Here is a 24,373-nt window from a genome sequence, read left to right as displayed (position 1 = left end):
CGCGGAGAAGGAGCCTGACTACCGCGTGCCGAACCTTGGTCTTCTACCACTCCCGGAGGAATATTCCACGCGGATATGACCACAGCGGGGCCGATGGACAGCTTGGACGCGCCAAGGCCAACATGCTGCTCATCGTCGATTGTGGCCAGAAGCGCCATGTTGCGACGATTCGCACTAAGTCGCGATGCCACGAGCGGCACCTCCAGCTCGCCATTTTAGTGATCTGTTAGACAGTAGAGTGCGCAGATTGCCGAGCCATGCGATGCGGTGCCTGACTCAGGCAGCAGGCCACGAGCGTCTGGGCCAGCCTCATTCGCTCGCGGCTGTTGCTGCTACCTCGTAGCTGTCTACCGCAGGTCCAGCTGCAACTGGCCGCTATAGTCCTCCGTCGTCAGGAAGAAGCCCTCATCGATGGCCTTGGCTTTGAACGCGGGATCGGAGCCGAGGTCCTGGAATTCCGGCTTCAATGTGCCGGAGGCGTCGAAGTAGCGATCTCGAAAGCTCGCCCGGTCAAGCCCTGCATAGTCTCCCCCCTTACCCGCGACGGTGCAGGATTTCAGTTCGGTTTGGTCGGCAGCGTCAGCCGGGAAACTCTTCCTTGCGAAATCCATGGGACCGATGCCTGGCGCTATGCTGCGGGGGAATTGTGTGACGCACCGCGCTGTCGCATCACCCGCAGCGATCGTCAGATCGAAATAGGGAGGCCTCAGGCCCTTGGTGGCGAGGTAGGCAAAGGCACGGATGCGATTGGCTGCCCTCAAGGTATCAAGGTCTGTCGTCTCCAGAATGCCGCCATTGATGGTGAGCTTTCCAGTTCCGCCAAGTGCTGCAATTTGCTTCTGCAGCCAGTCTGAGTCGCGATCGATCCAGGTCAGGAAATCGAGCGGAATCGCTTGCGGCTCCTTCATCTGCGGGTTCATGGATTGGGCGAGCGCCCCCGCGGTGGCGAGCATCGCCAGCCCGGCCAGGGCCGCCGTAAGGAGAGGGAAGTTTCGCATGTCATGCCTCCGTCCTTCTACGTTGCCGCGAATCAGTTGTAGTGGTTGCGCGGCTTGATGCCGAGCATGTCGCGCAATTGGTTCTCTGTTATGTCGTCAGGCCGCGGCGTTCCGCCGACACCGACGGTCCGCGCTTCCTCGTCCATAGAGGTATGCGGCTTTCCATCCAGCCCGTTATAGGTGGCTGGCCCCATGCCGGAGATCTGCCCCGCCTGGATGTGGGAGGCGTGGATCTGCTCATGGGCAAGCACGATGCCAGGGTCGGCCGGGTTTTTCGCGACCGTGCCGGTCGACTTGTCGAACTCGCTCGACGTGCGGATACGGGCCGCGGCCGGATCGTAAGAGATGATCGCCCCTCCCGGTGTCGTCATCGGGTTCTTCGTGGGATCGGCGAGATCGGTTCCCGTACGGCCGGCGACGTTCTGGATCGTCACTGTTTCCGGGCTGTCGACAATCCTTTTGGTGAGTTCGCGCCCTGTATCCATTCCGGTACCGGGCACGAAGAAGTCCTTGACGTCGAGCCAGGCGCCGTGGAGCCAGCTTTGCGAAACCTCGCCGGTCTTGCTGTCGACTCGGGCAGTCGGGTCGGTACGCTGGATGTCCTCCTCAACCTGCCGCCGGTAGGCGGCATCGCCGGCCACGATCTCCTTTAGGCCTGTCGGGTCGATATAGGCCATCGGATTGTTGTTGGCATAAGCGAAGAGATTGCATGAGGTTGGGTTGCCGGTGCAGCGTTCAGGATCGCCGACATAGAGCGGGTCGGGTGAGACGAAGCGGCCAAGGGCCGGATCGTAGTAGCGGGCACCGAAGTAGTAGAGCCCGGTATCGTCGTCGAGATATTTGCCGGTGAACCGATGGTGCGTCTTTTCGCGCGGCAACTCGCCCGAAACATCCGTCAAGTGATCGGCCCAGGCAGGAGCCAGCACCTCCGGCTTGTGCTCGGTTCCGTATGCCCGATAGAGCATCTGCTCCACCGGGGTGCCGCCCGAGGCGATCACATAGTCGCTGCTCTCAATATGGTCCTTGAGGTAATAAAACCATTTGCCGGTACCGTGCTCGAGCCGCACCAACTTGGTCGAGGCAATGTTGACATAGCTCTCCTCGCCCTTTGGGCCGACCTCGAATGTCTCCACCGGATAGAGATAAAGCTGGTCAGGCTTCGATCCGTCCGGAGTGGCGACCTTCTTGTATAGGCGCCGACCGGTCTGGTCGTAGCCGTAAAAGACGTCGTTCGTTGCGGTCTGCGCTCGGATGAGCCTGCCGTTGATGTCGAAGACAGTGCCGGTAAGGTTCGGCGACGTCGCCAGCTGACCGAAGCCGTCGAAACCGTATGGCTTCGACGCGCTGCCGGCCGGAATGAGGCCGGTCGCGCTGGCTGCCGCCGGGACAATCCCTGCTCCGGGATCGAGCTCGTCATTGCGGGCGAAGGTGCCGGCCGGCGAATAGCCGAATTCGGCATGCTTGCCGTAGCGATCGATGCTCACGAGCTCGTTCTTGAAGTCGTAGTGAAAGCTGCCGGAGCGATCGACGTGGGTCGCGCCGCCGGCACCACTGCCCAGCGCATCGACGATCTGTGTGATCGAGCCGTTCGAATTGAACGCCATCGCCAGGTCCTGCAGCGGAACGCCTCCCGCTTGCGAGACAATATGCGTCAGGAACAGCGTCGTCGGATCGTAGGTCATCTGCGTGAAGGCGCCGAGCCGGTAGTCGACGCGCTCGATGCGTCCTTCCGGATTGTAGGTGATGTTCTCGATCACTTTCTGCGGGCCGGCGAAGTCTGGATGGGATACCGTCACGGAGCGGAGGTTCTTGTCCGGTCCAAGCGCGAATTTCGACGCGAGGCCGCGTGGGCCGATCGATGAGTCAATCCGGCCATCGAGCGTGTGATGGAAGCGATCGACATATTTTGCGTGGTTGATCTCCACCTCGTTGGCCGTCATACGGCCATTGGCATTGTAGGCGTAGCGTTCGACGGCGTCGAACAGGCCATTGGGATCGTGGATTATGACCTCGGTTATTTTATCGAGCGGTAATGCGATCGGCAGTTCGAACCCGTCCGCAGAGGCGATGTCGACGCCCCGGTCGTAGCGGTATTCAAGATGGAGGACACCATCGTCAACCTCAGTGAGCTTGCGGTTGAGGAAGTCGTAGGTGGACGTCTGCACGGAAGCTTCGCCGTTCGTGCCGACGCGCGCGATCGCTGATTGCCGCCCGCGCGCGTCGTAAAAGGCGTACCGGTCGCCCATTCCGGGAATCGACTGGAATTCGATGTCGCCGACCGAATTGTAGACTAGCCGTCGAGCAGCGGTTTCGCCCGGCAGCCAAATCTCGCTCAAGTAGCCGAAGGAATCGCGCACGAAGCGGGAGATGTGCATTACGCCGTCGCCGTTGGCGGCGATGAAGCCGGTCACTCCGTTCTCGTTGCTGAGCGAATATTCCTCGCTCCGCACCGTACCGTCGAACTGATCGGCATAGGTCGTGATTGTGTGCGTTCCCCAAGGTCCGAAGGTCATCTCGGAAAGCTTGCCCGACGGGTAGGACTCGCGCACCATGCGGCCTGCCGCGTCGTATGTATATGCGTTGCCGATTTCGTGATCCGGGCGCGGAACGTCGCCGAGGTCGAAGACCTTCTGCAGGTTCAGGTCGTCGACACCGCCGAAGCTCCTGACGACGAATGGGGTCCAGCGGAACACCAATTTCTCGTTACGATTGTAAAGCGCGAAGTTGCGGACCCGCACGCCCCCCTCGGCAACGCTTTCCAGATCGGCGACCTGGTTCCCGCGCGCATTATAAGCCGCCAGTTCGGCTATGAACTCGCTTTCGCCTTCCGGCGTTTCAGTTGCACTCTTGTAGCGGCGCTTCGATGTCAGGATCAGTGAGGGCAGGCCGCTCTCGCCGATCTTGTAGCTGTAGAATTTCTCCGCACCGTCGGCTGCCTCCTCGTGGATCCTGCGGCCGAGCGCGTCATAGTCGTTGGTGACGACCATGCCGAGGGGAGTCGTCATTGTCCGCACAGCTCCGGCCCGTGGTCCGTCGTAGGTCATAGACGTGACCTGGTTGAGCTCGGACGCACCACCCGCCATTTTGGTGTGACTCAGCGGCAGGGTGCCGGTCTCCTCGTAGAGAACGGCCTCTGTCTGCCCTAGGTCGTCCGACAGCGCCGTGGTGTTGCCGAAGACGTCATAGGCCATGCTCTTGGTGAGCGTGCGGGTGGCGTTGCGGAACTGCTCGAGCGACGCCGGCAAGCTGCTGAGGCCTGAAAAGACTTCGAGCGTGCGGGTGCCCATGCGACCGCCCGCGTCGGCTAGATAGGTGAAGCTTTCACGGCTGAGCAGTCGCGTTCCGGTAAGGATACGGCGCTCGGATGCGGCGTTGACAATGCTGAGCGCGGCGAGATCGGCCCGCGATTGCGCATACCCGGTCTGGGTGGTGCGGCTAAAGCCCTGGACAGTCAAACCCGCGGGTCCCGGGATATCGCGAACCTGCACCGTTTCCGAGGCGGGCATATTGAATTCGTCGAAATCCGTGTAGGTCTGGGTTTTAACCGGATCCTTGCATTCGGGATCCGCTGGTTCCTGCTGTTCGGCCTCGCCGGCGGACTCGGTTAGAGTTTCCTTGACTTTCCTGAGGTACGACGAGCCGTCGCCGTTCGGGTGGGCTTCCCAAATCGAAGCCTCGCATTTGAGCATCATGCCGGTCGTCGGCAGCTTCTGGCTGCGCGTGGCAGTCGACAGCGAGTGCAGCGCCGCCGCCGACGGATCAAGCGTCTCGGTTGTCTCCGCGCTCGCAACGAGTGTCGCCTCGGGCTTCACTTCATAGGTCTTGCGGATCTTCAGTTTGCCGGCGAGATTCAGGTCAGCCGCCGTTTCGGCGAAGGTGTAATATTGTTCGCGATCGAGACTTGAACGCTGCGTGACACGCTGGCCGGCCGCGTTCTCGTCGCCGTAGGCGACCTTCTCGACATCCGAGAAGCCGATGAAACGGCGATTGATCACGTCGTAGAATGGGTTGTGGTAGAAATATTCGTCCGTCTGCACCTGGTCGCGAGCCTGGCCCGGTATTCCCTGCGACGTGACGAGCTGCTTGGCGACGACAACAGGGAAGTGCAGGTTGCGCGTCGGCTGGCCGTTGGCGCGGTCGCGCAGCATCTCGTCGATCGAGGTCGCATAGCGAATGTCGTGCCGCCGGCCAGAATCAAAGTCGACGACCGTGAGCAGGTTGGCCTTGACGAGCTGCATCGTGTCGGTGCGGTTGAAGTCAATGACGACGACGGGCTTCACCTCATCGCCGGACGGCTTCTGGAACACGATGATTTCGGTCTGACCGTCGCCGTCGATGTCGGCGACGCGCGAACCGAAGGTCTGCGTCGACGTGCCGAGTTGAACCCGCAGATTGAGTGTGATGCTGAGCGGATCTTTCAGGTAGGTGCCGTCGCCAAAGCCGAGCCAGATGCGCATCTGGTCGGTGCGCTCGCCCATAGACGCGAAATCGATGATGCCGTCCCCATTGGCGTCGATGTACCACATCGTGGCGAGGCTATCGCCGGGCAGCATGCCGCCAATCTTCGAGAAGGTGCCGTGACCGCAGGCCGGATCGCTGATCGCGGCATCTCCGAACAGCAACGCATTCGAGTCCGTCGAGAAGGCGTTGCCCTGGTTCTCGTAGAGGCAGAAGCCCTGGTCGGCTGGGCGGATGACGACGAGATCGGGCAGCCGGTCGCCATTGATGTCGACCATCCGCACATTGTTGCGGCCGAGTATCTGGCCGTCCTGGCTGTTGAATGGGAACGCCTTGGTCAGCGTGCCGAAGTTGACGCTGTAACCGCCATCGGCCTGGCGCCGTGTGAGATTGAGGAATATCCGCCATTCGGTGCGGCCATCAGCGTTGAGGCGCGTCGTGACGATGTCAGACAGGCTGTCCATATTGACGTCGGCGAAGCGACCATTGCCGCCCGCGAATGTCGTCGGCGAGACGCCGAGTAGCGGGATCGAGCGGCCGAGATAGGGGAAAGTCCCGTCGGCCTTGCCATCATAGACGTGCATCAACCCATCTTCGATTTCGACGATGTCGACGAAGCTGTCACCAAGGATGTCGGCAAAAGCGAAGCGGTTGTCGGTGAGCCGTGGCGCGATCTGGCGCATCAGTCCAGCCTCGGTCGGACGCGACAGGATGAGCTGGGTCGTGTCGCCGAAGGCGCTGTTCAGGTCGCCGCTGCCAAGATGCACGGTCGCGCCATCATCCTTGCTCTGCACGATGTCGACCAGCGCATCCATATTGAGGTCGGCCAACTCGAAATTGTTCGGGGGGATGTCGCCAGCGAACGCCATCTTTGGCGCTTCGAACACGACGGGGCGCGACGCCAGCTCGGCGCTTGTCCACGACGAATAGCCGAAATGGATATCCGGGAACTTCAGCGTCGATTGCGCCAGCGCCTCGCCGCCAGTGTCGCCATAGCGATAAAGCACGCGCAGCTGGTCGAGCACATTGACCGACTGGGTATCGATAAGCGGTGTCAGGTCGGCCTGAGCCTTCGCCAGGCAGTCCGGATGCGCCCGGACGATGAACTTCGACGTGTCACTGGTATCACGGCCGACATATCCCATGCACCATTGGCCGTAGACGGTGTCCTTAAACTTGGCTGTCATCTTGCCGTAGAGCCGGGCGTTTTCCTGTCTGCTGCCATTGGTGTGGCTGACGAGCGTCGATTGTGTCTCGATCAAGTCGAACTGATAGCTGCTCTGGCCGCCGGCGAAGCTGGCCTTTGTAAGATAGCTGCGTCCACCGAAACGCTGGTAGTCGTAGCGGACGGCTTCGCGGTTGGCGTTGAGCTGCAGAACCAGCGGCCATTTCGTCACGTAGGGGGCGGCTATATCGAAATTGCCCTCCGCCACGGACGGATCGCCGCTGAAGATCAGCCGCGTTCCGTTGGCATTAATCACCTCGAAGCCTGAGGGGATGGTATCGGTGTGCAGGCCGCCTGTCAGGTCGAGCGAAACGACGTCGAACGCGCCAGTGTGGTAGAGGATCTTGACGAAATCCTCGGCGTATTCGGGCTTGTACTCCCAGACGCCGTTCTGGTTTCCGAGAAAGACGAGCCGAGCGCCCATGTATGACAGGCGGGAGAAGAAATCGCCGCCCGGCTTGGTGCCGGGCAAGGCCGTGCCGAGATCGTCATTGACGGCGATCGCCTGGGTGTTGAACTGCCAGCCGATGCCGAGCCCGTTGCCGGTATCGCCCGCGAACTGGCTGTAGGTGAGGCTCATCTGCGGCCCGAACTGGCCGCGCGTCGGCAAGGTGGGCAGCGGCAAGGTGAAGTTCGCGGATCCCGTGTTGTTGTTCAGCGAGAAGCTGCCTTCCTCTTGCGAGACGGTGCCGCCCGCCGCGGGCAATTGCACGACTGACGTCGCCGATTTGTCTTCGGCGCGGGCCGGGGAGCCGAGTACTGCGGCGCCGGCGGTCAGGGCTGCGAGAGTGGCAAAGGTCTTTGCGAACATGGGACTACCTCTCCGGATGCAGGCATTACTGATGAATGTGCGGGCTCACGATGATGAGTTGCAAGCAATTCGGGCGTGGACAGATGACCGAGGGCTGGACGGCGATCGCGTCTTGCAAGTGAATGTTTCCATCGAAGATACGCAACGGCTCGCGCTTGCAGGCTTCGGCGACTTGCTGGAGGAGCGGCTGCGGGAACGAGCAGATCGGGTTGTTGCCGAGATAGGACTTTCCGATCACCGGATGGACCTGAGCGAAATTCTCAACCCGGTTACCCCTCAGATCGACGACCGACAGCGCCGGAAGCGTGCCGAGCGGCAGCGCATTGAAAACGCGGTTGTTGCGCAGATCGACATCCGACAACGCTGGCATGCTCGACAGATTGCCGACATTGGTGATCTGGTTGTTATTCATGTAGATGTATTTGAGCCCGCTCGAGCCGAAGCGCGGGATGGCCGACAGCCGGTTGGTGGCGAGGTTCAGCTTCTGAAGTCCCGTCAGCGATGCGATCGGCGACGCGTCGGTGATCAGGTTGTCGAACAGGTTGAGTTCGCCCAGCGCCCGGAAATAGACCACAGGGTTGACGGCGATGATCGACTTCTTGTTCAGCGTCAGGCTGGTCAGTGACTGCGCCCAGTTCTGCGCTGCGCTGCAATCGGTGCTGTCGATGTGGTCGGCCTGCATGCGGCTGTCGAGTGCCGCCATGAAGCCGCGCGAGTCGCCGAGCGCGATCGAATCGAACCGGTAGACGATGCAGTATTCAGCGAAGCTGGCGTACTGCAGCGGCAGGTTGCGCATTCCGGCGTCGTCGAGCAACGGCAGGTCCGCCAACGGCATAACGGATTGCACCTGGGTGTTCGAGAAATAGAGCTTGGTGAGCTTGTTGAGCAGCCCGATGCCGATCAGGTTCGACAGTGGATTGCCGTCGACGTTCAGTTGTTCAAGGCGGCGCAGTTGCAATACCCCTTGAATCGAGGGGATCTGGTTGTTGCGAATCCAAAGTTTTGTCAGCCCCGGTACTGCCGACAGCGCCGAGACGTCGGACAGCTGGTTGTCGGACAGGTCGATGGAGGTCAGATTGCCCATCACCTGGAAGAGCGAGACGCTGGTCAACCCACGGTTCTTCGCATCGGCGAACTGGCGTGAGCTGAGATCGTCATAGGCTCTGCCGCAGACAGTCTTGCCTGAGATGGACAACAGCGCGTTCACTTCTGCGGCTTGCGCGGGGGTCAGAAAGTCGGTCTGGTTGCGCATCAGGCATGCCGACAGGAAATCAGTCGCTTGCACAGGATTGTCTGAAAGATCGAGATTGATCAGGCCCGACAGCGCCGCCAGCGGCCTGACATTAGCGATCGAATTCTTTGACAGGTTGAGTATGCCGAGATTGGTCAGGCCGGCGAGCGGCGCGACGTCGGTGATGTCATTGCTCGAGAGGTTGAGCGAGGTGAGTTGCGGCAAGGTGGCGAGCGGACGCAGGTCGCTGACGATCTTGGACGACAGGTCGAGCGCCGTGGTCGCCAGCAGCTTGTTGCCGACCGCCGAACATGTTCCGCCGCCCTCCAATTCGACCATGGCGCGAATGGTCTGCCCAAGCGGGGTCGCGGCGTCGCGGTGCAGCACGCAAAGGTCAACGAAGCTCTGCCCGCCGCCCGCTACGATTGGGTTGCCGCTGAGGTTGATGGCTAGCGTCGAGGGGAAGCTTCCGAGATTGGCGAAGGTATCGATCTTGTTGTTGGCAAGGTTGAGGCTGGTCAGCCCGCCGAGCGCGCTGAGCGGTTCGAGCACGTCACCTGTGAGTCCATTGTTGCCAATGGAAAGTATCGAGAGCGCCTGCAGGAATTGCAGCGGCTCAAGGCTGGCGATCTTGTTGTTGTCGAGTGTAAGGTTCGTAAGTAACGCCAGCGCTGACAGCGCGCGGATGTCGGTGATGTCGTTGTCGGAGAGATCGGCCCGGGTCAGCGCGGTCAGTGGCGCCAGCGCGTTGATGTTGCTGATGTGATTGCCGGAAATGTCGAGGAAGGTCAGCGTCTTGAGCTTGGCCAGCGGAGCGGGCTCGGCGATCGAATTGTTGGCGATCGACAGGCTGGTGAGGTTCGTCAGCACTGTAATCGGCTCGAGCGATTGCACGCCCTTGCCGTTCAAGTTCAGCGTCGCGATCGATTCCAAGAAGGTCTGGGCGGTGGCGCAGGCGGCCGGGTTGCCGAGCGCAGAGACCCCGCCGGGCGTTGAATCGAGCACCGCCATCACGGTTGCCGTTTCAGCCGGCGTGCGGTCGCCCTTGACGCACCATTTCGCGAAGGTCGTCGGCTTATCGACCAGCGGCGCGCCGGAGAGGCACGCGATGGTGTGGATCTTGCCGACGAAGAACGGCGTGGGATCCGCGTTCAGAGCCTGGTCGAGCTTCAGCTTCAGCTCGGTGACCAGCGGCGCGCAGCTGGGAATGTAGATCCGGTCGGAAAATGTCGTCGCGCCGAAATCGGAGGGGAATTGCAGGTAATAGACGAGGCCGCTGCCATTATCGTGCGCGAACACCTTGATCGGATATGTCTCGCCCGACGGGCACAGCAGCGGGTTGGCAGCGGGATCCGCGGCGACGATCGCGCTGTCGACGGCGGTTAGCACCTCCGAGGGAACCGTCGCGAAGCCAAGTCCGCGAATCACTGCTTCCTCGTCAGCCTGGTCCTTGCAACGGATGCGATAACCGCGCCCGTCGGAGATAAGCAGCGGATAGTGCAGTCGGTTCGCCTCCAGAGACGGATCCTCGAACAACACAACCTTCGGTTCGTCCGCGCGGGTCAGGCCGGCGCCGGCGGTCACGAGCAGGACCAGACCGAGGAGCAGCGATCGGGCGATGCGTTTCATCTGGCTTCTCCTTTCGAGGCTCCAGGCTGATCGATGCAGGTCAATCAGCCCGAACCATTAGCGACGCTACCTCGCGTCCGCGGCCTTGACGGTCCAATAGCTCGACGGATCGCGATCGCAGGCGAACTGAAGGGCCGGGATGTTGTTCAAGTTGCTAATCCCGCCGGCAATCGTCAGGCACTTGCCTGTCTGGACGTTCTCCGCCTGAACTCCGTCGCGCGTCTCGATTAGATTCCAGCGGCGTGAAGGATCGCCGTCACAGTTGAACTGCAGGGCCGGGATATTGTTTTCGGTGCTGACTCCGCCGGCAATCGTCAGGCACTTGCCTGTCTGGACGTTCGCCACCTGGAAGCCGTCGCCTGTTTCGACCAGCCTCCAGCGCTGCCATTGACTATTGTCGCAGTCGAATTGCACCGTCGGCGCGTTATTGTCGGTTCTTCCTTGCGCGACCGACAGGCACTTTTCGGTTTGCCGGTTCACCAGCACGACCTCGGGGTCGGCCGCCCGTATACTCCAGAACCGTGCCGGATCGCGGTCGCAGTTGAACTGGAGGGCAGGGATGTCGTCGTCGGGGCTCACCCCGCCGGCAATCGTCAGGCATTTTTTCGTCTGCACGTTTTCAGCCTGAAAGCCGTCGCCGGTCGCGGTCAGCTTCCAGCGTCGCGACGGGTCCCGATCGCAGTTGAATTGGAGGGCCGGGATATTGTTGTCCGTGCTGATCCCGCCGGCAATGGTCAGGCATTTTCCGGACCGCACGTTCTGCAGCTGAAAACCGTCGTCCGTCTCGACCAGCTTCCAGCGGCGCCACTGGTCGCCGTCGCAGTTGAACTGTACGGCCGGCGCGTTGTTGTCGAGGCGCCCCTCGGCAACGGCCAGGCATTTGCCGGTCTGCATGTTTGCCAGCACCACGTCGGCCTCCTTGATTGCCGTGATGCAGGCTTCGAAAATCTTGCCGGAGGCGACGGTTGAATGCTCCGGTCGACTGATGCAGACCGGATTGCCGTCCAGGGAAGGGTTGAATGGCAGGATGGCGCTGACGGACTGCACCGTGGCCAGGCGGTTGGCGCGCAGGTTCAGAGCGGTAAGTTTGGTCAAGCCCGTCAAGGCGCGCGCATCCGCGATCCGGTTCTTCGACAGGTCGAGCACCGTGAGTTCTTGCAGAAAGCGCAGCGGCGACACGTCCGTGATCTTGTTGTTGGCCAGAACCAGCCGCATCAAAGCCCGCGCCGAGGCGAGCGGTCGCAGGTCGGCGATCTGGTTGGAACTGAGGTCGGCGTCGGCCAGCTTCTTCATCACGGCCGCCACGTTGATGTTGCTGATCCTGTTTCGCGACAGATCGAGGAACGTCAGCTCGGTGAGCTTTTCGAGATCGCGCGTGTCGGCAATTTCATTGCCGGACAAGGTCAGGCTCGTCAGATGGGTGAGTGTCGCCAGCGGCTCAAGGTTGGTCAGCCGTCGCCCGGCGAGGTCGAGCGTCGTGCTAGACGCGAGAAAATCCTGCGCGCTTGCGCACGCGGCCGGATTGCCCAGCGCAGAGGCACCGCCGGGTGTCAGGGCAAGCAGCTCCTCGACCGTCGTCTGCTGGGCGGGATCAAGGTCATCCTTGAAGCACCAGCTGGCAAAGGTCGTCGGCCGGCCGACAAGTGGCGCGCCGGCGACGCATGCAATGGTATGAACCTTTCCGGCGAAGAATGCGGTGGGATCGGCGTCAATCGCCTGATTGAGATTGAGTTTCAGTTCCGCGACTAGGGGGGCGCAGCCGGGAATATAGAGTTGGTCGGAGAAGGATGTTGACCCGAAATCGGTCGGGAACTGCAGGTAGTAGACGACCCCACTGCCGCCGTCGTGCGCAAAGATCTTGATCGGGTAGTTCTCGTCGGACGGACACAACAGCGGATTGGCGGCGGGGTCGGCCGCGATGACCGCATTGTCGACGGCGGTCAGCACTTGCGACGGAACGGTGGCGAAGCCCAGTCCACGGATCACCGCCTCTTCGTCAGCCTGGTCGTTGCAGCGGATGCGATAGCCGCGTCCTTCGGAGATGAGCAGGGGATAGTGCAAGCGGCTGGCATTCAGCGTCGGGTCCTCCAACAGGACGACCTTCGGCTCCTCGGCGCGGGCCGGACCGGCATCGACCGCCAGGAGCAGCGTCAGCAGAAGGAGCAGCGAGCAAGCGATGCGGTTCATCTGGTTTCTCCTTTCCGCTCTATTCGACCAGGCTGAAGCGGCCTGGCCCGCAAGCCCGGCTCGTATTGTCGCGTGCGATGTCGTTGCCCGGCAGCAGGAAACTGGCGCTTGAGCCGCTGTCTGCGAAACTGACCGCGCAGCGGAAGCCGGATACCGTCGAGGTGGTGAAATTCGCCGACGAACCGCGCTCGAGCTGGATGGCGGAGCCGATCGCAAGGCCAGTGGCCGTCGCCGCGAAGCTATCCGAGCGGCCCGCCACGATCGCCCCGCGCAGAACCAGCGGATTGGCGGCGGCGACATCGGTAAAGTCCACCCGCATCAGGCTCTCGGAGGTGAGCACCGCGCCGAAGCGCGCGCGGACAATAGTGGACCGGGCGGGCGCCTGGGCCGAGATCAGCAGCCGTGCCCTTACGCCTTGGATCGCCAGCATGTCTGCTTCCACCCTGAGGCCGCGCGCGTAAAGATCGGCCAGGCACAGAGACACGCCACGCGCCACCGGCGACAATCCGTCCGCCACGGTGCCGATCGTCACATTGTCGAGCGCGACAGTGCCGTTCTGCGCGATCACGGCGACGACCTCGTCGGTCGTTTGATCGGCTGCCCGTGCTAGATCGATCCGCTCGAGCTCGAGCCGCGGCAATCCATCCGCGACGATAATGACGCCAGTCGCGGACAGGATGCATGATGAGGTTCCGGCCGGCACGCGGTTGGCGTTGCCGACGAGCCGCGTGCGGGCGACGCCGGGGGCAGGCGCCATGTGCACCGTCTGGAACTGCAATCCCTTCAGGACCAGTGTCTGCGGCACCTGGACCGCTGCAGGCAGTTCGAGCCTGAGATTGACCCGCCCGGCGCAATCGCCCTCGGCGGAGAATTGCGTCAGCGTCAGCGTGCCGCCATCATTAATGCGGCGAACACACGTATCGCTGGCCGAGCCGCGACAATCGAAACCGGTAGCCGGCGGCGGAGCGGCTGTCAGCGCGCGATCGGTCTCGCCCATCCAGTCGCCAATGCCGGGGGCAGACAGGCCGAGCGCCGAGGTGAGAAGCGGGCAGCCCGTGAAGGACAGGCTTCGCCCTTCCGCGAAGGTCCAGTCCAGCCGCGCATTGCCGAGGGGGTCAAGCGAGCTGATGGACGGGCCGGCTGGCAGCGGCGACAGGCCGAGGTCGATGCCCGGCTGCGCGAAGGCCGCGTGCTCGCGCTGATAGCCGTCGCAATTCGACAGACACAGGTCGACGAAGGGCGCCGAACGAAGCGCGGACACCGCGTCGGCGCCGAGCAGGGTTACGGCCTCGGCCTCGGCGATTCCGAAGAATGCTCGCAATTTCTTCTCTACCGCTTCCGCCGCAGCCGCATCGACGATGATGTCGCGCGTCGCCCTGCCGTCGAGGCGCACAATGGGCAGGTAGGAGGGCTGCGCGCCTTCGCCGGGCGGCGTGTAGCGCACGACATAGACCGTGTCGCCGATGCTGTCGGCGCTGAGGAAGGTTTCAAACCGGTGCAGGCTCCAGCGGGCGACGCTCGGCACTGCTAGGTCCAACGGGCCGACGAGATCGCCGCGCCCGCAATCGAGTACGAACGGTGTCCCAACGCTGGGCGGCGTGACGAAGCCCTGGAGCACCCCCGGCAGTTGCAGTCGCTCGCGGATGGCGAGCGCCGCCTTGATCTCCGCGCAGGCGGTGGGCACGGCAAAATAGCCGCTGCCCGAGGGGGAGGGGAGATAATAATTGCCCGATGCCTCGACATCGGCCCAGATCGCGGTTGTCGCCGGCCAGTCGATGTCGAATGCGGTGCCAAGGCATGGCAGCCGCGGCTGCGCCCCAAAGCCGTTTTCAGCTTGAACCTTGGCGAGCGTCGTCTGCGAGACCGTGGCGGTGTCGGGCAGGTGCAGTAGCCGCTTCGCCTGGCCTGGGCTGGCGCAGCCGGCGAGTTCCACCGCCTTGCCCTCGAAAAGCGCGATATAGACGTCCTTATTCTGGTCGGTCACGAAAGCGGCAAGCTGCGGCTCGGCGCTGGCCACCGAAGCGCCCGCGAGAAACAGGGCGAGCAAGGCGGGCGCCTGTCTCATCGCAATTCGCTCAGGCAGCTTGCTGCGCGGACGGGATCCATGTTGACCTCGGTCATCAACGGATCGAGGCCGGCCGACTGGCACAACTCCTTGACCGAGATCGAGTGCGGCCCCTGGAAGTCGACCGTAAGATTTCCGCTGGTGATCTGCCCGTTCTGGCCGACGCAGAGCGGATTGTTGGCCAGCGCCGGCCGACGGCAGGTGCGGATGACGTCGGCCATCGCGCGGCGATTGGTCAGTTCGCAGAAGTAGATACGGCAGAGCGCGGCGACAGTGGCGCGGTTCTCGACGTCGGCATTGATGATGCGCTTGATGTCTGCGACCAGCGCGCCCGCCTTGGCTTCGAAGGCGAGGCCTTCGACGCGGGTCTTCTCGCCCGTGATCTCACCCGACCGTTCGGTGATCTTCGGCATCAGGTTGATGTTTTCCGAGGTTATGAACAGCCCGCCCTTCCAGCGGTCGAACTCGTCAAGGATCGAGGTCGCCCTGAGGATCGCCTCGCGGTAGGCGCTGTAGATCGGCCCCATCTTGGTGTCGCGCGCCGCCTCGTAGACCTGGTTCAGCGCGGCATACTCCTTGTTCACTGCATCGGCACCGGCCTTGATGTCGTCGATGCCGGCGCGCGAACTCTGCATCAGGCCCTCGGCGCGCTTCAGCTTGCGGGAAAACATCGCCGTGATCGGGCTCTCAACGCTGGCGAAGTAGCTCTCGATCACCTTGCCGGCCGCCCCGTCGGAGAAGGCATCGATCTCGGTGTCGGACAGATTGGAGATCAGGCCGCACTGGGCGTCGAAATCGGCGCTCAAGGGGCCGGCCTGGCAGGTGCTCATCTCGGCCAGCCTCTGGTCGAGCGTTCGGTTCGAACCGAGTCGGTCGGCATACTCGAACAGCGCATGGTTCCATTCGATCGCATTCAAGTCAGCCTGGCTGTGCCGCCGGTCGCGGCAGAACAGCGTCTGTTCCATCCGGCTCTGGTTGCCCGAAGCGCGGTAGGCGTCGAGATGACGCGTCGCCTCGGCACAGTTGGCCAAGCCTGAAATCAGAGCTGCGAGCTGCTGGTGCACAGGCGGCAGTCCGCGTGTCTGCGCCTCGCGCATCAGATTGGCAGCGCGTTGGCTGTCGTCGGGGCTGCGGGCCGGGCGGTGGAAGACGCAGAGGCCTTGCTCGAAGGTCTTCAGCGTGCCGTCCGAAATGGCCGGCCCCTCGCAGTTGGGAGCGTCGAGAACGCGCGATTCGATCGTATAGCCGGCGAGATTGTCGACAAACAGGTCGCGCGCAGCCGCTCCCGTCGCGCAAAGCGCCAGACCGAGCGCTGCTGTGGCGACCATGGCTCTCACGGAGCGCTCGCGAAGATGAAATAGAGGGTGAACACAGCGCCGTCGAAGGGGCAGTCGCTCGGCTGCAGCGACAGCCGGTACGAGCCGATCAGCGGCGCACCGAGATAGGGCAGGATCAGGCTGGTGTCGTTCGATGGTCCGGGCGCGCGCGGGAACTTGCGTGCCTGGTAGCGATCCTGCACCCAGTAGCGGATGATCCGGCTGATCTCGTCGCCGCTGTCGGCCTGGTTGAAAAAGGTCTGCAAAGCGACCCGCTCGGGCCCGACCGAAATGTCTGCGCGGACCTCGCTCGACCCCTTTGTCAGCGGCTTGAGGACGAAGCCGCTGCCGCGGTGTTGCAACGCGAAGCGGTTCCACTGTGCGCCAGTGCACTGGTAGTCGGTGCCGACGAAGACATCGATCAGGGTCAGGTTCTTGCGCTCACGGAATTTGTTGGGCGCCCACAGCGCGAAATAGCCGTTTGCCTTCATCAGCGCGTCGGTCGACGCGAAGGGCGAAACCTCGAACTCGACATTCTCGTCGAGCGCTAGCTTGCGGGCGAAACCGGAATTGGCGGGCACGACGATCTGGGCGACATCGATATTGATCTGCCGCTCATCGAAGAAGCGCTTGGCAACAATGTCGTCTATCATCGCCTGGAGCTGAGTTGCGTTACGCACATAAACTACGGGCACAGTCGCCGCCTCGCCGGTGAAGGCCTGCACCACTTCAAAGCGGCGGCGCATCAGATGCATCAGCCGGTTGGCGGTCTCGAGCACGCGCCGCTTGGTCACCAGATATTCGGGGATGCCCTTCATCAGGTCGGCGACGGTGTCCTGGGTTGCGATGAACAGATTCTTGCTTCTCGCCGGATCGTCAATCTGGGTGACCAGCTTCGTCATGTCCTCCTGCTGCTTCGTCACCTCGGCCTGAACGTTGCTCTGGAATTTCAAGATGCTGTCCTGCAGCGCGCGGCTCTTGAGACCGAGTTCCTTGGCCTGGTTCAGGCCTGCGACGAGTTCCTCGGTGTTGCCGCGCGACTGTGTAATGCGCTGCTCGACGAAGGCGAGCTCGGCTTCGCTCAGCGCCAGCATCTTGTCCTTCTGCCGGTCGCGCAGTTCGTTGATCAGGTTGGTAGAGGCATTTGATTCTTCGGCGAGGCCAGTCACTGTCGTCTGCGCAGCGCGGACGCGGTCGATGCGGCCATTGGTTGCGGCGACCAGTTCGGCGACACGTGCATTGTCCTCGTTGAGCTGAGCTTCCGACAGGGACAGCTTGTCGAGTTCGAGATTGAGGATAGCGATCTCGTTGGTCAGCCGGTCGATCGTGCGTTGCTGGTCGGCGATCTGGAAACTGAGCATGTCGTTTTCGCGCGCCTGAAGATCGAGCCCGGCGAGTATGCGTGCATGGTCGGACGTGAGTCGCGCCACCTGCTCGTCGATGCCGAGATCCTGGCTCTGGCAGTCGACCGCCGCCATCGAGCCCTGCAGCGTCAGTTCCTTGATCTCCTCGGCTCCCTGCGCCAGCCGACCGGCGAGCTGGAAGTGGGTGTCGATGAGTGCCCGGGCTTTGAGCGCCTTGTCGAGGTCGAGTTCCTCGTTCGCCTGGCGAAGCTGCGTGATCCGCTGCTTCAGGCCATTGATCTGGTTGATGTTCTCCTGCGTCACCCGGCCGGTCGCGATGATCGTCGACAGGATCGACTGCGCTGCTTCGAGCGATGCCTTGACGACCTTGGAGGTGTCGATCTTGGTCGCCGCGCCGCTGGCGAGCCCGCAGGCGCAGACATTGACCTCGGGTATCGCCGCGGAGATGGCGTAGGCGGCCTGGATGGCGGTGAGTGTGATCTGCGCGGCCTGCGTCGTGCCGTTGAACGCGGCGAACCAGGCGATCACCTCGGTGAGCTGGCCGTCGACCTGGTCACGCGCCTCCTCGAGGTCTGCCTTCCTCTTAGCGTAGACGTCACGCTCGGCTTGGTAGAGTTTCTTGGCGAAGTTGGTTTCCGTCTGCGTGAACGAGCCGCAACTGACGTTCGCCAGTTCCTGCGGCAGCGAGATGTTCGACGTGATCATCTGCTGATCGGACATCAGCGGCTCGACGTCGGCGAAATCGGCGTCACCGATGACGCACTTCATTAGGAAAGCCCTGGCCTGGGTCTGCGTGGTCAGGAGCTGAGCCCTGAGGCCTGATTGTCCGTCCGGGCCGCACATCTGGGCCACGTACTGGTTACGCGTGAAGGCCGGCGTTACTGTCTGGCACGGCTGTTCACCCGCCAGCAGTGGGGTGAACGGATGGGCCGGCGCCTCTCCGATCAAGGCAAGCTGGCTCTCGATGCCGCAAAGCTGCTCGCGGTCGACGGCCCGGCGGCGCTGATAGAGATCGGTCTGGCGCAGTTGCAGTTCAGTGATTGCTCCGTTCGCGCGAGCGATCGCACCCTGGTTGTTGGTGATTTGCGTTTGGAGGATCTGCCGCTGGCGAACCGCCTGTTCGAGCTGGTTGGCGTTGCGCTCGGTCTGGCGGGCATATTCGGTGATCTGGCTTTCGAGCGAGGAAATCTGCAGATCGAGGTTCATCTGCGTCATTTCCCAGTTCAGCAGCCAGCGCAGTTCGTTGCGTCGCTCGATTTCGGCCTCCTTGGAGAGGACGATCAGGTCGAGTTCCTGCCTGTCGTTGATCTGACGGCGCTGGTTCTCGAATTCGGCGATCTTGGTGGCGAGCTCGATCTCCAGCGACCTGATCTGCTGGCGATAGCCGAACGTGTCCTTCTCGGCATCGACCGCGTTGATCTCTTGCTGGACAGTGGTGGCGAAAGTCTGCGCCTCGTGTTCCAGCTTGCCGATCTTGTGGGCGATCAGGTTGACTTCTTGACTACGGATCGTCCGCTCCTCGTCGATCGCCCGCGTCGCTTCGCCCTCCTTGTTGGCGTACCATCGGTCAACCAACGTCTCGACATTGCGTTCAACATCGGTCAGCCGCTGTTCGCTCTCGGTCAGTGCCTGCTGCAGTTCCTCGAACGGGATCGTCGTGAACTGCATCGGGTCGATATTGAGGAACAGGAAACCCTTGCGCACACTGTCCATGCGTGCGTTCAGGTCGCTCTGCTGCAGCAGCAGGTCGGCTCGCAGGTCGTCGTAGGTGGACTCGCCCGGAATATCCATTTGCGTCTCGACCAGCACCCACATCGCGGCTTCGTAGTTGGTGTAGGCCTTGGAGAGGTTGGGTTGGCTGTCGAGACCAGCGCCTCCAACGGCGCCCAGTGTATCGCTGACCAGGAAGTCGAGCGCCTTGACGCGAGCCTCCGAAAGGGTCTGGTACCATACGTCGCCGGTATTCATCAGCAGCTGGATCTTCAGCGAGGACAGCGCCGTCAGCTGCCGCACGAAGGTGCGGTAGCTCGCATCCTCTCCCGCCGTGGTGCCATGGTCACCGCCTTGTTGTCGGGCGAGAATGCGAAGGCCCCGGTCGACGATCTCGATCCCTTGCCGGCCGAATTCCTGCGCGGCCTGCGGCGAAACCGGCGTATCGTTGCGGCTGACGCCGCTCGCCGAAGACAGGAAGGGCATGTCGGCGGCGAGGAACAGGCGATAGCGCCCGAGTTGCAGGTGGCAGTCGAAATCGCACACGATCGCCAGCCGTCCGGTCGTCTCGTCGCCGCAGGTCGTCAGGAACTGTTCGAGTTCGGTTGCGACTTCACCCATGTATTTCACGTCGGCTCGGAAATTGGCGATCTTGAGCAGCGTCGTCAGCTCGCCGGCATGGCCGGCGGCCGCGTCGACGTCGAGCGCCATGCAATCTTGCGCGCGCGCCATTCCCGCAGCCGCAAAGATGATGCTGAGGACCAGTCCGCAAAGCAGGAAGAACCGCCTCATGGCTGCCCCGCCGTCAGAAAGACCTCGGAAATCTGGCGCACATGCCGGGCAAGTTCGGCCATCTGCGCCTTGGAAAGCGACGGATTCTGGAACCGTCCGACGACCGCGCGGGCATGGTTGATGCAGTCCTCGTAGGGGCTGCTGATTTTCGCGGTCAGCGCGCCAGTGTCGAGCGTGAGGTCGAGCGCTGAATACGCTCCACCCAGTCCTGCGCAGGAAGAAAGCTCAGCCGTGATCGCAGGATCGTCGACAACATGCGTGAGGCCCGACAGAGCCGTCATCACCCCTTCGATCTGCCCGACGATCTGCGCCATCCTTGCCTTCCCGTCTTCGAACTCCTTCAGCGAATCCGGCTGGTTGAGGCTGGAGAGATCGACCGCTTGCAGCGTGGCGATCGTCTCGGCTGCCTTCAGCTGATCCGCCTTGACGAGCACCATGTTGGCCTGCGCGTTGCCGAGCACACGCTCCAACTCCATAACCTCGGCCGACTTGATCGACACGTCCATCTCGTTGACCAGCGACTGGTATTCGGTCGAAGCGGCGTTCATCAGGTTGAGCGTATCGTCGACCTTCGTCCTGACTGCCTTGACGATCTGGCCGCGCACCCGCGTCTCGATCAGCTCGGTCGTTTCGGCGCGCCCGCGCACTGGCTTGGCCGAACAGACCAGCTTCGCCAGCGCGTCCGAGCCGAGCCGTGCGCGCACGGCCTCGACGATCGGGAATAGCGGACGCCAGGCGGCAGGCAGCGCATCCGCGCTTGCGCCCGACAAAGGCCCGGCATCGATTTCGTTCATTCTCGTCAGATGCCGGCATTTCGCCGGCAAGTCGGCCCCCGAGAAGTAAAGCCGCCCGGTGACCAGATAAGCCTCGATGGCGGCTGCGTATTGTCGGCCGACGAGGGCGGCGAGCTCTTCGGCGCTATCGGTCGAAACTGGGGCGAAGAAGCGGTAGCGGCTGAGATAAATCTCCGCCCAGGCAAGGCGTCGCAACAGCACCGAGGCATCGTCGGCCGAAAGCGGGATGACCGGAAAACCGACGCTGCGGCTGCCGCCGGAAGGGGCCGATGCCTCGCCGATTACCTCGCCGGCGAAGGGCAGGCCGAAATCGGGCTGCGTCGCCTCGTGACTCGGTTCGACGGCGGCGGGACCGGGGGCGAGCAGGCTGAACCGGGTCGTCTCGGGCGTCGCGCTAGAGAGCGTCGCGTTCCAGAAACTGTCGAGCTTCTCCGACGTGTAAGCGCGCTCCAGGATCGATGCGGCGCCGGCTTCGCCGGCCAAGACGCAACTGACGATTAGAAACAGCGCAATGTCTCGGATGCTTGTCATCGGCAGTACCACACTCTGTCGGCCGCGCCAGCCTGGGCGCAGATTCCCGTCGCAGCGCCGTGCGCCTTCCAGTCAGCCTTTATTTTGGCGAGATCGTTGAATGCGCCCTGTGCCGCATTGTCGGCATGAACCTCGGCGTCCAGTCGCCAGAAGGGCTTTGCCGGATCGGTCGGCAGCAGCACTCCGATCATGTTGATGTGGAAGGCAGAGATTTTGAGAAAGTCCTCGGCGCTTGCAACAGTGTTGCGATTGAGATTTGCGTATTGCTCAGGCGTGACGTCGCCGAGCGCCCGCTTGAACTCTCCCTCCGAGACTTCGACGGAGCGCAGCATCTGCGTTGTCTTCGCCGCCAGCCCATCGAGGATCGAGGTGTTGGCGACCAGCGTCGCGCCCACACCGCTCACCGGTCCGAAGATCTCTGCAAAAATGGCGCGGATCGCCTTCAAGTGCGTATCGGCCGATTTGATCTCGACGCGGCGCAGAGCGATGCCTGTTTCGAGATCGGACGCTCGACTGACGAAGCTTCTCAGCGCCAGTTGCAGCGTGTCGAACGAGGAACGGGCTTCCGGCGGCGGCTGCAGGAATACCGAGCGCGCATAACGTACCGCCTCGCTACGGGCGATGTCCTCGACGGTAGCGCGTGTCAGCGCCGATTCAGGACAGCCGGTGACGTCGCCGAGGTCAATCAGAATCTGCGCGGCATGATAGATTTGATCCATCTGTCGCATGGTGCCGAACGAGCCGCTGGTGGTGAACTCAGCCTCGACGCCGGACAGATAGTCGGTCAGGTATTCGCGCGCGAACTTCACCATCTCGCACTGCACGCCGGCGGCGCGTTCGCGAATATGGCGTCCGTAGAACGATGCGCCGACGAAGTATTTCTGGTCGGGCGTCGGTTCGAACCGCTCAACGAAGAGCGACTGGATAACGGTATCATATTCGCCGCACGCATAGGTGCGTTCAAGACATGCGGGGTCGGTCTGCAGGTCGCACTGCGATAGCGCGGAGCCGCACATTTGCTGGGCTGCCGCGAGGTCAACCCCTCCGCCGAGCACAAGAACCGCGGCCAAGATGATCGCTGTATTGAAGACGCATCTCTTCAACATAACGACCAAAGGAAAATGCACAAAAGCCTCCCCTCCCGCCGAAGCGGCGGCCCCATTGCTTTTTTACTGGCAATATCTAGCAGGCTACTTTTGGTATTTGCTCGTTACAGCGAAAATTGGCCGCCAAAGGCGTGGCCAATTCAACCTCACATTCGCTATAAAATGCCTCAATAAAGTAAGTTAAAACAGTTTGTCTGTCAATACACCTGGCTTTTTGCATTCCATCCCGGAAAACCCGGCCTAAGTGCCGAGGCAGTTAACATATCGTAAAGAATTGTCTTTTCCGCTTGCTTTGGCCTCGTCCAAGCGTCGTTCGGCGCCCACCGTTCGAGTGCGGAAGGTGACGATCTGGCCTGAGAAGCCGAAGAACTGCGCTGAGGAAGAGCAGAGCAACGTCCAGCGATCGCCTGGCGATCGCCAATTTGGCAAATTCGTAACGACTCTATGATTGTCTTCCGCGATCGCGGAAATATTAGCTCGCGTAAGAGCGATATCGTGCTCAATAGGTCACGCCAGTAGCTAGTCCACGCCTGTGGCCGGCACCCCAAAAACGCACCATACGCTTGCCTTCTTGGTCGCTTCAAGCGGACGCACCAGAGTCGTGGGTGCACTGAATGTGACGACCGCGAAGGATCCTGCCAGCCCTGGCCATTCAGTGCGGGTCCAGTATTCGGTTTCGCTACGCGCGAGCGGTGGCAGCTTGTATTGCGCGAACGCTTCACGCTGCCTTGGCCAGTCCGCCGAATCGAGGCTCGTCAATTCCGCCATCGTCGGAAGTTGCCAGCCCATGTCGCCGTACGGCCCGCCTTGTCCGAGCGTAGCGCAATACCCCATCGCATCGCTCAGCGTGGCAGGCTGATCAAGCCTGTCTATCCTGGCGACGAGGCAAGTGCGTTGGTCAACGAAGGCCCTGCCGCCATGTTCAGCGAGCAGCCAGAAATTTTGGTCATTCAGCGGCTGGCGGGCCTGCTTGTGCACAATACCGCAAGGTGCGGCTTGGGACTGCGGCGGCGACATGGTGACGAAAACGGCAAAGCCGATGCTGAAAGTCGCAAGAGTGGCAATCCGAAGCATGCCTTCCTCCTCCCTGGCCGCGCGTTCCGCGTGGCAACCGAATAAGCGTACTTGAACCGGCGAACAATTAAAAGTTCCTGCACTTCGGAAATGGCAGGAACTTCCTTGAATTTACGGCCACTATGACGGACATCCCAGTTGGTGCTCTGCCGAAAATCTACTGCAAGCGGTTCTCGATACATGGGAACTGGTTGCGTGATGTATGCCAACTGCATGGAAGCATATTCACGAACAGCCGACCACAGCTAATTCATGAGATCATACGGGGGGCGCCAAAGGCCGGAAGAAACCGAGACCTAGCTGACGGCGCCATGGTCGGAGGCAAGACACCTGCAGCGCACGGCGCCCGATGACGCGCTGGTGATCGTCGACAAGCCGGCGACACAGATTAAGTTCGCGGCAGCGCCTGAACAGGCGCCGGCGCAAGGGTCGCTGTTTTAGGTGTGAGTCAACACTCGCTCCGCCCTTAAGCGAACCGGCCTGTCGCGCCGTCGCGCTAGCCATAGACCTGGTGATCGGCGGGGCCGTCCTTGACCTTGCGAGTGCCCTGCCAATGCGTCCACAGGCCAGCGAAGAAGAACAGCGGGCGGTCCTTGCCGAATGCAAACCAGTAGTTGCGCTGGATCCCGGTCTCGGGCTCCGTGTCGCCGGGCGTCGGACTGGGTTCGGCGAAGCTGGTGACGGGCACCACGCAGCGGTTCTCGATGCCGAGATATTGCTGCCAATGGCCGTATTGCGGATTGCGGATATTGGTGGTGCCGTAGTCGGCCTTGCCCTTGACCCGCTCCAGTGGCGTCGGCATGCCCCACAGCAGATTGGCCAGTTCGCGTTCGCCGTCCAGCGCATTGCGCACCACCGGCTGGTTGGGATAGATGTCGATGGAGGGTTCGAGATTGCCGAGGATGTCATGCAAGGCGCGGGTCCACTGGCGAATGGCCTCCTGGCTGGTCGTGATGTTGTAGAGATTGCACATGGCCTGGAATGTGCCCCAATCGCTGCTATGTCGCAACGTCCACAGGGCAATAGGCACGGCTTCCATTCCCCTGAAATGGCCTGGCAGAAGTTTAGCAAGACTTGCTTTG

Annotated in this window: 10 protein-coding genes and 2 pseudogenes; 1 reads left to right on the top strand and 11 read right to left on the bottom strand. The window is 62.1% G+C overall.

Going from position 1 to position 24,373, the window contains the following annotated elements:
- Nucleotides 1–347: 347 nt before the first annotated feature.
- From NKH13_RS09160 to NKH13_RS09115, 10 genes are all read right to left on the bottom strand, one after another.
- Entirely contained in the window at nucleotides 348–998 is a 651-nt protein-coding gene (locus NKH13_RS09160) for a hypothetical protein (protein ID WP_352716701.1), read from the bottom strand.
- Between the two features lie 32 nt (nucleotides 999–1,030).
- Nucleotides 1,031–7,492, bottom strand: coding sequence for an RHS repeat-associated core domain-containing protein (locus NKH13_RS09155; protein ID WP_352716702.1), 6,462 nt, complete (start codon nucleotides 7,490–7,492; stop codon nucleotides 1,031–1,033).
- A 25-nt stretch (nucleotides 7,493–7,517) separates the two neighbouring features.
- On the bottom strand, nucleotides 7,518–10,352 hold the full coding sequence (locus tag NKH13_RS09150) for a leucine-rich repeat domain-containing protein (protein ID WP_352716704.1): 2,835 nt from the start codon (nucleotides 10,350–10,352) through the stop codon (nucleotides 7,518–7,520).
- A 66-nt stretch (nucleotides 10,353–10,418) separates the two neighbouring features.
- The gene (locus NKH13_RS09145; protein WP_352912269.1) at nucleotides 10,419–12,539 is read right to left on the bottom strand and encodes an RICIN domain-containing protein; all 2,121 of its coding nucleotides are present in this window, start codon (nucleotides 12,537–12,539) and stop codon (nucleotides 10,419–10,421) included.
- Nucleotides 12,540–12,558: 19 nt separating this feature from the next.
- Nucleotides 12,559–14,604 (bottom strand): hypothetical protein, encoded by a 2,046-nt coding sequence (locus NKH13_RS09140; RefSeq protein ID WP_352716707.1) that lies wholly within the window; start codon nucleotides 14,602–14,604, stop codon nucleotides 12,559–12,561.
- The gene (locus tag NKH13_RS09135) at nucleotides 14,601–15,932 is read right to left on the bottom strand and encodes a hypothetical protein (protein ID WP_352912267.1); all 1,332 of its coding nucleotides are present in this window, start codon (nucleotides 15,930–15,932) and stop codon (nucleotides 14,601–14,603) included. The genes NKH13_RS09140 and NKH13_RS09135 overlap by 4 nt, the downstream gene beginning before the upstream one ends.
- A gap of 5 nt (nucleotides 15,933–15,937) precedes the next feature.
- Nucleotides 15,938–19,786, bottom strand: a complete 3,849-nt coding sequence (locus NKH13_RS09130) for a hypothetical protein (protein WP_352716711.1) — start codon at nucleotides 19,784–19,786, stop codon at nucleotides 15,938–15,940.
- Entirely contained in the window at nucleotides 19,783–21,111 is a 1,329-nt protein-coding gene (locus NKH13_RS09125) for a hypothetical protein (protein WP_352912265.1), read from the bottom strand. The genes NKH13_RS09130 and NKH13_RS09125 overlap by 4 nt, the downstream gene beginning before the upstream one ends.
- Nucleotides 21,108–22,181: a hypothetical protein gene (locus tag NKH13_RS09120; RefSeq protein ID WP_352716715.1), complete on the bottom strand. Its 1,074-nt coding sequence runs from the start codon at nucleotides 22,179–22,181 to the stop codon at nucleotides 21,108–21,110. The genes NKH13_RS09125 and NKH13_RS09120 overlap by 4 nt, the downstream gene beginning before the upstream one ends.
- Nucleotides 22,182–22,736: 555 nt before the next feature.
- Entirely contained in the window at nucleotides 22,737–23,291 is a 555-nt protein-coding gene (locus NKH13_RS09115; protein WP_352716716.1) for an Lcl domain-containing protein, read from the bottom strand.
- A gap of 300 nt (nucleotides 23,292–23,591) precedes the next feature.
- On the opposite strand from NKH13_RS09115, the pseudogene NKH13_RS09110 reads away from it, so the two are divergent.
- Nucleotides 23,592–23,732 (top strand): annotated as a pseudogene (locus tag NKH13_RS09110) (SOS response-associated peptidase); the annotation flags it as partial.
- 58 nt (nucleotides 23,733–23,790) lie between these two features.
- Here the strand turns inward: NKH13_RS09110 and NKH13_RS09105 are convergent.
- Nucleotides 23,791–24,264 (bottom strand): annotated as a pseudogene (locus NKH13_RS09105) (SOS response-associated peptidase family protein); the annotation flags it as partial.
- Between the last annotated feature and the right edge of the window lie 109 nt (nucleotides 24,265–24,373).

Origin of the sequence: Mesorhizobium sp. M1348, assembly GCF_040317925.1 — a bacterium.
Taxonomy (GTDB): domain Bacteria; phylum Pseudomonadota; class Alphaproteobacteria; order Rhizobiales; family Rhizobiaceae; genus Mesorhizobium.
This window is presented reverse-complemented; position numbering and strand designations above follow the sequence as displayed.

Bases quoted from the DNA above. Each gene is read 5' to 3' on its own strand.
- NKH13_RS09160 (WP_352716701.1), bottom strand. From the start codon at position 998: ATGCGAAACTTCCCTCTCCTTACGGCGGCCCTGGCCGGGCTGGCGATG.
- NKH13_RS09155 (WP_352716702.1), bottom strand. From the start codon at position 7,492: ATGTTCGCAAAGACCTTTGCCACTCTCGCAGCCCTGACCGCCGGCGCC.
- NKH13_RS09150 (WP_352716704.1), bottom strand. From the start codon at position 10,352: ATGAAACGCATCGCCCGATCGCTGCTCCTCGGTCTGGTCCTGCTCGTG.
- NKH13_RS09145 (WP_352912269.1), bottom strand. From the start codon at position 12,539: ATGAACCGCATCGCTTGCTCGCTGCTCCTTCTGCTGACGCTGCTCCTG.
- NKH13_RS09140 (WP_352716707.1), bottom strand. From the start codon at position 14,604: ATGAGACAGGCGCCCGCCTTGCTCGCCCTGTTTCTCGCGGGCGCTTCG.
- NKH13_RS09135 (WP_352912267.1), bottom strand. From the start codon at position 15,932: ATGGTCGCCACAGCAGCGCTCGGTCTGGCGCTTTGCGCGACGGGAGCG.
- NKH13_RS09130 (WP_352716711.1), bottom strand. From the start codon at position 19,786: ATGAGGCGGTTCTTCCTGCTTTGCGGACTGGTCCTCAGCATCATCTTT.
- NKH13_RS09125 (WP_352912265.1), bottom strand. From the start codon at position 21,111: ATGACAAGCATCCGAGACATTGCGCTGTTTCTAATCGTCAGTTGCGTC.
- NKH13_RS09115 (WP_352716716.1), bottom strand. From the start codon at position 23,291: ATGCTTCGGATTGCCACTCTTGCGACTTTCAGCATCGGCTTTGCCGTT.